We start from the raw sequence: 7,274 nt of genomic DNA, 5'->3' as shown, positions 1-7,274 counted from the left end.
GCTTGACCATGACCAACCTGACCCGCGCCAACCTGTGCCGCGCGGTGGTCGAAGGCACCACCTTCGGCCTGCGTTATGGCCTCGACCTGCTGCGCCAGACCGGCCTGCAAAGCCAGAGCATCCGCCTGATCGGCGGAGGCTCGAAAAGCCCGCTGTGGCGGCAGATGGTCGCCGATATCATGCACACCGAAGTAGTGTGTACCGAACAGAGCGAGGCCGCCGCCCTGGGCGCGGCGATCCAGGCGGCGTGGTGCCAGAGCGGCGAACCGCTGGCCAGCCTGTGCGACAAATGCGTGAGCATTGACCCTGCCAGCCGCACCTTACCCGTGGCCGCCAATGTCAGCGCCTATCAACAGGCGTATGAGCGTTATCAACAGCACGTGGCAACCCTTTAAGAGCGAGCAACTATGTATCTGGTGTGTGGTGAAGCGCTGTTTGATTTCTTCAGCGAGGAGGATGCCAGCGGGCAGGCCGCCAAGCTCAATTACAAGGCGATTGCCGGTGGCTCGCCATTCAACGTGGCGGTGGGTCTGCGCCGCCTGGGGATCGAGTCGGGGTTCTTCGCCGGCCTGTCCACCGATTACCTTGGACGGCGCTTGCAGCAAGTACTGAAAGACGAAGGTATCAGCGAACGCTTTCTGGTTGAGTTCGACGCGCCGACCACCCTGGCGATGGTCGCCGTGGGCGCCAACGGCTCGCCGCAGTACAGCTTTCGCGGCGAAGGCTGCGCCGACCGGCAATTGCAACTGACGCACCTGCCGCCCCTGAGCGATGAGATTCGCGGGCTGCATGTGGGCTCGTTTTCACTGGTGGTACAGCCCATTGGTGACACGCTGCTGAGCCTGGTCAAGCGTGAAAGCGGCAAGCGCCTGATCAGCCTCGACCCCAACGTGCGCCTTAACCCGCAGCCCGATATTCATCTGTGGCGTGCGCGCGTCGCAGAGCTGGTGCAACACGCCGACCTGATCAAGGTCAGCGACGAAGACCTGCACCTGCTCTACCCCGAACAGACACCGGAAAGCGTGCTGCAAGGCTGGCTGCAACACCGTTGCCAATTAGTGTTCCTCACCCGTGGTGGCGATGGCGCGTCGGTGTTTAGCCGTCAGCATGGCACCTGGTCGCAACCTGCGGTTAAGGTGGTGATGGCCGATACGGTGGGCGCTGGTGATACCTTCCAGGCGGCGCTGATTGCGTGGCTGACGGAACAGCAGTTGGATTCAGTTGACGGGCTGCAAAACCTGAGCCGCGAGCAGATCGACGCCATGCTGGGTTTCGCGATTCGGGCTGCCGCCCTGACCTGCGGCAAGACAGGGCCGGACCTGCCCTATCGTCACCAATTGGATTGAGGCGAGCGGACAAAAAATCAAAGTGCCAGCATGCAGGCCACGTATTCCGTGGCCTGCGCGTCATGTACAAAAAAATTGCGCTACTGAAAAACTGTGCTAAACCCAAAAACAGGAGCAGTTATTACAACAAACCTAGGACACCCCCATGCAAAAGCCCAGTGGTTTCTCGACCCGGGCCGTTTTAGCTGTCGGCCTCATCTCATTGCAATACATGATCCCTCAATCCTCCCACGCCGCCTGCGTTCTCACCCCGGGAACCGGTAACGACACCTACACGTGCGACAGCGGCAGCAGTCCCGGCTTGACCGATCTTTCCGGGGATAACCGCCTGAACCTCCCTGCGGGCGGCACCGGTACCATCAACGGTAATGTCACCTTTGGCCCTGGGGTCGATGCCGTGCGCATCGACTCGGGCCTGATCACCGGTGTGGTGCAACAAGGCGCCGGTATCGACGATTTCCTCATGACGGGCGGGCAGATCCTGGCCCTGTTCCAGGGCGATGGTCTCGACACCTTCAGAATGGAGGGCGGCACCATCGTCGGTGCTTTTGAGGACGGCGATGTGGCCTACCAGAGCGGTGGCACTATCGGTCGGGTCAATATGAAGCTGGATAAAAACTTCTATGAAATGACCGGGGGGACCATTGAAGGCAACTTGGTCACCGGCTTTGATGTCGACACGATCCGCATGTTAAACGGCTTCATAGGTGGCAACATCAGTACCAGCGGCGGCGATGACAGCATTACCGTCAGCGGTGGCGTGATCAATGGCGAGATTCGCGCCAGCGTCGGCAACGATACGTTTAACTGGCTGGGTGGAGGCCAGATCAACTCGTCGGTATTGATGGGTGATGGCGACGACACTGCCCTGCTCCGCAACCTCAGTGAAAGCCTGCTGGCCAGTACGCCGTCGGTCGATGGCGGCCTGGGCAACGATCAACTGACCTTCGATAACACCACCTCCAGTACGCCCGCACGCTATGTCGGCTGGGAGACGGTCAACCTCGACAACGCCTCGCGCTTTGACCTGGCCGGGGATTTTTTCCTTGGCGACAGTGCGAGCAATACCGGTACGTTCAACATCGATGGCAGCAGCACGCTGGCCGTGACCCAAGGCGCTATTCGCCCCTATACCGCAGGCCAATTGGCAACGCTGAACAACGCCGGCACGATCGACATGACCGGCGACAACAGCGCGACCAGCGTCTTGACGGTGCATGGCAACTACGTAGGCAACAACGGCCGGTTGCATCTGCAAACCGTACTCGGCGATGAAAACTCGGCCACCGACAAGCTGGTGGTTTCCGACGGCAGCATCAGTGGCCACACGCAACTGGGCGTCAGCAACCTCGGCGGTGCCGGTGGGCTGACCCAGAACAACGGCATCGAAGTGGTCCAGGCGCTCAACGGCGCTGTCAGCAGCACCGATGCGTTCGCCTTGAACGGCTCGGTCTCCGCCGGGGCCTATGAGTACATGCTGTTCAAGGGCGGCGTTACCGCCGGCACAGAAAACAACTGGTATCTGCGCTCCTCGTTGGTAGCGGTGCAACCGCCGGCCGTTCCCTCCGTGCCGCCGCCCGTTGTACCGCCGGTAGCGGTGGCGCCCATTCCACCCACTGCGCCAGTGGTCGGCCCCGATGAGCCGCCCGTGGAGCCGCCCACCGCACAGCCGGTGGCACCGATCGAGCCGCTCGCGCCACCGCCCAGCCCAGTCGCCGCAGTCACGTCACCGCAATCGGCGGCCAGCAACCCTGTGCTGCCAAGCGCCGTGGCCGGTGCGGCGCCTATTGCACTGTATCGCCTGGAGGTGCCGGTCTATTCAGTGGACATCCCCGCTGCGCAGGTAATGACGCTGCAAGCCCTCGGTACCTTTCATGAACGCCAGGGCGAGCAAAGCCTGCTGACCGAGACCGGTGCAGTGCCGGCAGGTTGGGCCCGCGCCTATGGCAGTGACTTCAACAAAAGCTGGTCGGGCACGGTAACGCCGAGTTTTGACGGCACGTCCAAGGGCTACCAGGTCGGCCATGACCTCTATGCCAGCGAAACCGGCGGTGGGCAGACTCAACGCTTTGGCCTGTTTATCGGCCAGAGCCGCCTGCGCGGCGACGTAAAAGGGTTTGCGCTGGGCTGGCAGGACCATCGCGCCGGGCGGATCAAACTCGACGGTGACAACTTCGGCGCCTACTGGACCCTCACCGATCCCACCGGCTGGTACGTCGACCTCGTCGCCATGGGCACCCGCCTGGACGGGGACAACAAGTCCGATCGAGGAGTGAAGATGGACATCGAGGGCCACGCCTTGACGTTATCGGCCGAAGCCGGCTACCCGATCACGCTGTCCGAACATTGGGTGGTGGAGCCACAAGCCCAGGTGATCGGCCAGAAAATCGACCTGGATAGCCAGCACGATGGCATCTCCAAGGTCTCCTTCGACTCTCAGGAGTACTGGACCGGCCGCCTCGGTGCACGCCTGAAAGGCCGTTATCTAGTCAGCAACATGCCCGTGGAGCCGTACCTGCGGGCCAATGTCTGGCACACCTTTGGCGGCAGTGACACGGTGACGTTCGATGATGTGGACCGGATCAAGAGCGATCACAAGTCCTCCACCGCCGATATTGGCGCCGGCGTCGTGGCTCAATTGTCATCCGCGGTCAGCGCATATGTGGAGGGCAAATATGGAACCGGGCTGGACGACAATAACTTTGAGGGCGCCAGCGGTAGTATCGGCGTGAGAGTGAGCTGGTAAAGGTGAAGTCTTGTCAGCGTTGGGCCTGGCACATACCAGGCCCACGGTCTCAATTGACCCTCAAGCGATCAACTAGTGATAACCGCGCCCGCCTGCTCGTTGCAGGACCGGTGCGTGGTTGTGCCTGAGGTCCTCACGCAACCCGGTGATCAGGTTGCAAATGGCTCGACTGCTGTCGAGTTTGTCGGCGTTTATACCTTTGACTTCCAAATCCACCCGGTCGCGGTCGCGGTCGTCGTAGACTTTAATCGTCAACGAGGCATCTTCGGCCTTGGTGCATTCGCACCGTTTAGGCAGGAAACTTCCTTCAATAATGCTGCGAAGCTCTAGTTCTGAAAGCATGGCTAACCTCTCCTTTTTTGAGACTGCCAACAGTTATATGTATCCGACAGGCACTTGCCTGCCACGTCTTGCCAACCCTGGAAGACGCTTTCAATCAGTAAGCCTACTCGGCAAAAACCGTGGTGGTTGTAACCTTTCCTCATAAGCAAACCGCTTGCTCATATTAAAGAAAACGGCCTGTTCGGCATCATCGCCGAACTACATCGATTAAACGTTTAACCCGCAGCGTGGGGGGACAGGCGTTTATGTGGAAATCCTTTTTTCGGCAACATATCGCAACCAATCAGCCCACCACCGTTAAGCCGACGGAGGTTTGCGATAACCATACGAAACATATACGATTCGTATATCAATTAAACACAGTGAACCTTATGGGCATCGTCAAGATCACCGATCAGCTGCACGAACAACTGCGCCTGGCCAGCGCCGCCATGGACCGCTCCATCAACGCCCAGGCCGAGTTCTGGATCAAGATCGGCCTGCTCGCCGAACTCAACCCGCATCTGCCTTACAACGAGCTGATCAACAAGCTGTTGCTGGACAAACCCGACCTGATCCGGGGGCGTAGCTGATGATCAAGACCCCCGCACAGTTGGCCGTAATGCGTGAAGCCGGGCGCCTGTTGGCGCAGGTCTTCGACATGCTCGACGGCTTCGTCGCCGCCGGCCGCTCTACCCTGGAGCTGGACAGCGCCGTCGAAGCCTTCATCCGCAATGACCTCAAGGCCCGCCCTGCCAGCCTGGGGCAGTACGACTACCCCTTCTGCATCAACACCTCGATCAACGAAGTGGTGTGCCACGGCATGCCCAGCGCCAAGCAATTGCTCAAGGACGGCGACATCATCAACATCGACATCACCCTGGAAAAAGGCGGCTTCATTGCCGACTCCAGCAAGATGTACATGATCGGCAACGTGACGCCCAAGGCCAGGCGCCTGGTGGACATGACCTTCGAGGCGATGTGGGCCGGTATCCGCCAGGTCAAGCCCGGCGCGCGCCTGGGCGATATCGGCCATGCGATCCAGAGCCACGCGCAAGCCAATGGCTACAGCGTGGTGCGCGAATACTGCGGCCACGGCATCGGCCGGCAAATGCACGAAGAACCGCAAATCCTGCACTTCGGCCGCCCCGGCACCGGCCTGGAACTGCGCGAAGGCATGGTGTTTACCATCGAGCCGATGCTCAACCAGGGCAGCGCCAAAACCCGCAGCCTGAAAGACGGTTGGACGGTGGTCACCAAGGACAACAGCCTCTCGGCGCAATGGGAACATACCGTGGCGGTGACGGCGGATGGGTTTGAAGTGCTGACCTTGCAAACCCCTCAAAACCTTCACACCCTGTAGGAGCGAGCTTGCTCGCGAAGGCCTCAAGGACCACGCGTTAAACCAGGCTACCCACTTCTTCGTTGACGTTTTTCGCGAGCGAGCTCGCTCCTACAGTGGACTTGGCTTCCAGCTCGCGCACCAGCGGCAATACACGTTTACCGAAATACTCCACTTCCTCCTGGAAGTGCAGAAAGCCTGCGAGCACCAAGTCCACCCCCACGGCCTTGAGTGCGACGATGCGCTCGGCGATCTGCTGCGGCGTGCCGATCAGGTTGGTCTTGAAGCCATCGTTGTATTGCACCAGGTCCTCAAAGCTGGACTTGGCCCAGTTGCCCTCGCCCTCCGGCGACGCCTTGCCTGCTTGCCTGGCCGCGTCACCAAAGGCATTGACCGCCTCCGGGTCGGCTTGGTCGATGATCTGCGCCAGCACCGCCTGCGCCTCCTCCTCCGTGTCGCGGGCGATCACAAAGGCATTCACCCCCACCTTCACCGAATGCTGGTTGGCAGCGGCCTTGGCGCGAATATCATCGACCTGTGCCTTGACGCCTTCGGGCGTATTGCCATTGGTGAAATACCAATCCGACACCCGCGCCGCCATGTCCCGCGCCGCCCGCGAACTGCCGCCCTGGAAGATCTCCGGTTGGCCCACGGGCTTGGGCTTGAGGGTGTAATGGTTGAAGCGATAGAAAGCGCCCTTGAAGGTGAAATCGTCCTGGGTCCAGATGCCTTTGAGGGCACGGATAAACTCTTCGGAACGTCGATAGCGCTCATCGTGCTCCAGCCAATGTTCGCCAATGGCGTGGAATTCGCCCTTGAACCAGCCGCTGACGATATTCACCGCGATACGGCCATTGGTGAGTTGGTCGATGGTCGCCAACTGCTTGGCCGCCAACGCCGGTTGCCACGGCCCGGGCAGAATCGCCGCGATGACCTTGAGGGTGGTGGTTGCCGCGAGCAACGCATGGCTGAACGCCACGGATTCATGCTGGTTTTCGGCGCCGTAGCCTGCGGTGAAGCGAATCTGGGTCAAGCCATACTCAAAGCCCGCCGCCTCCGCCAGTTGCGCCAGTTTGCGGTTGTACTCGATGCCCCAGTGGGTACGCTGTTCAATCTTGCTGACGACCAACCCACCGCTGACATTGGGTACCCAATAGGCAAATTTCACGGCTTGCTGACTCATCGGACGGTACCTCGCACAGGGGATGTACCAGTGCTTACGCAGCAAGCGTGCCAGGGGCAGGCAAATGCCCGTAGCCTGGGGGTTGCGGGAAAAAAGCGGGATTGACGCGATGGCTTGCCAGTGTCCGGGATCGCAGCAGTTTGTGGATCTGCTGTTGCTGGAGCAACAGTTGCGACCAGCACCAAGCGTACCCACGATGCGAAGCGAGTCGCTCTTGATCTTGATCTGCTTTTGATCTCAGGCGCCCCGTTAAACCACGCTGGCCGGAATTCGACAGGGATTTGGGGGGTAAACCGGCAGGGATGCCGGTTTAGCCGCCCCGCGCCATGGATGGCG

General features: G+C 60.4%; 7 protein-coding genes. 5 read left to right on the top strand and 2 right to left on the bottom strand.

The genetic code is table 11. The features are described from left to right. From GIW04_RS25685 to GIW04_RS25675, 3 genes are all read left to right on the top strand, one after another. The coding region (locus GIW04_RS25685) for an FGGY-family carbohydrate kinase (protein WP_268939266.1) at positions 1–395 on the top strand (395 nt) is incomplete at its 5' end. A 12-nt stretch (positions 396–407) separates the two neighbouring features. Next, positions 408–1,346: a carbohydrate kinase family protein gene (locus tag GIW04_RS25680; protein ID WP_120248223.1), complete on the top strand. Its 939-nt coding sequence runs from the start codon at positions 408–410 to the stop codon at positions 1,344–1,346. A gap of 145 nt (positions 1,347–1,491) precedes the next feature. Continuing rightward, on the top strand, positions 1,492–4,092 hold the full coding sequence (locus GIW04_RS25675) for an autotransporter family protein (protein ID WP_120248224.1): 2,601 nt from the start codon (positions 1,492–1,494) through the stop codon (positions 4,090–4,092). Positions 4,093–4,164: 72 nt separating this feature from the next. Here GIW04_RS25675 and GIW04_RS25670 read toward each other — a convergent pair whose 3' ends face one another. Beyond that, a complete protein-coding gene (locus GIW04_RS25670; RefSeq protein WP_003190947.1) occupies positions 4,165–4,434 on the bottom strand; it encodes a DUF1652 domain-containing protein in 270 nt (89 codons plus the stop codon). A 371-nt stretch (positions 4,435–4,805) separates the two neighbouring features. Here GIW04_RS25670 and GIW04_RS25665 point away from each other — a divergent pair, with 371 nt between their 5' ends. Both GIW04_RS25665 and map read left to right on the top strand, forming a co-directional pair. Further along, positions 4,806–5,006, top strand: a complete 201-nt coding sequence (locus GIW04_RS25665) for a ParD-like family protein (protein ID WP_003190946.1) — start codon at positions 4,806–4,808, stop codon at positions 5,004–5,006. Continuing rightward, on the top strand, positions 5,006–5,776 hold the full coding sequence (gene map, locus GIW04_RS25660) for a type I methionyl aminopeptidase (protein ID WP_003190945.1): 771 nt from the start codon (positions 5,006–5,008) through the stop codon (positions 5,774–5,776). The genes GIW04_RS25665 and map overlap by 1 nt, the downstream gene beginning before the upstream one ends. A gap of 37 nt (positions 5,777–5,813) precedes the next feature. Here the strand turns inward: map and sfnG are convergent, their stop codons facing one another. Next, positions 5,814–6,938, bottom strand: coding sequence for a dimethylsulfone monooxygenase SfnG (sfnG, locus tag GIW04_RS25655; RefSeq protein ID WP_236479318.1), 1,125 nt, complete (start codon positions 6,936–6,938; stop codon positions 5,814–5,816). Positions 6,939–7,274: the final 336 nt, after the last annotated feature.

Origin of the sequence: Pseudomonas sp. PA-4-8C (assembly GCF_021606625.1) — a bacterium.
GTDB lineage: Bacteria > Pseudomonadota > Gammaproteobacteria > Pseudomonadales > Pseudomonadaceae > Aquipseudomonas > Aquipseudomonas lactis.
Note: the sequence above shows the minus strand (reverse complement) of the source record. Positions and strands in the feature narration are given on the sequence as shown.

Coding starts and splice junctions, on each gene's coding strand:
- GIW04_RS25680 (WP_120248223.1), top strand. CDS start 408: ATGTATCTGGTGTGTGGTGAAGCGCTGTTTGATTTCTTCAGCGAGGAG.
- GIW04_RS25675 (WP_120248224.1), top strand. CDS start 1,492: ATGCAAAAGCCCAGTGGTTTCTCGACCCGGGCCGTTTTAGCTGTCGGC.
- GIW04_RS25670 (WP_003190947.1), bottom strand. CDS start 4,434: ATGCTTTCAGAACTAGAGCTTCGCAGCATTATTGAAGGAAGTTTCCTG.
- GIW04_RS25665 (WP_003190946.1), top strand. CDS start 4,806: ATGGGCATCGTCAAGATCACCGATCAGCTGCACGAACAACTGCGCCTG.
- map (WP_003190945.1), top strand. CDS start 5,006: ATGATCAAGACCCCCGCACAGTTGGCCGTAATGCGTGAAGCCGGGCGC.
- sfnG (WP_236479318.1), bottom strand. CDS start 6,938: ATGAGTCAGCAAGCCGTGAAATTTGCCTATTGGGTACCCAATGTCAGC.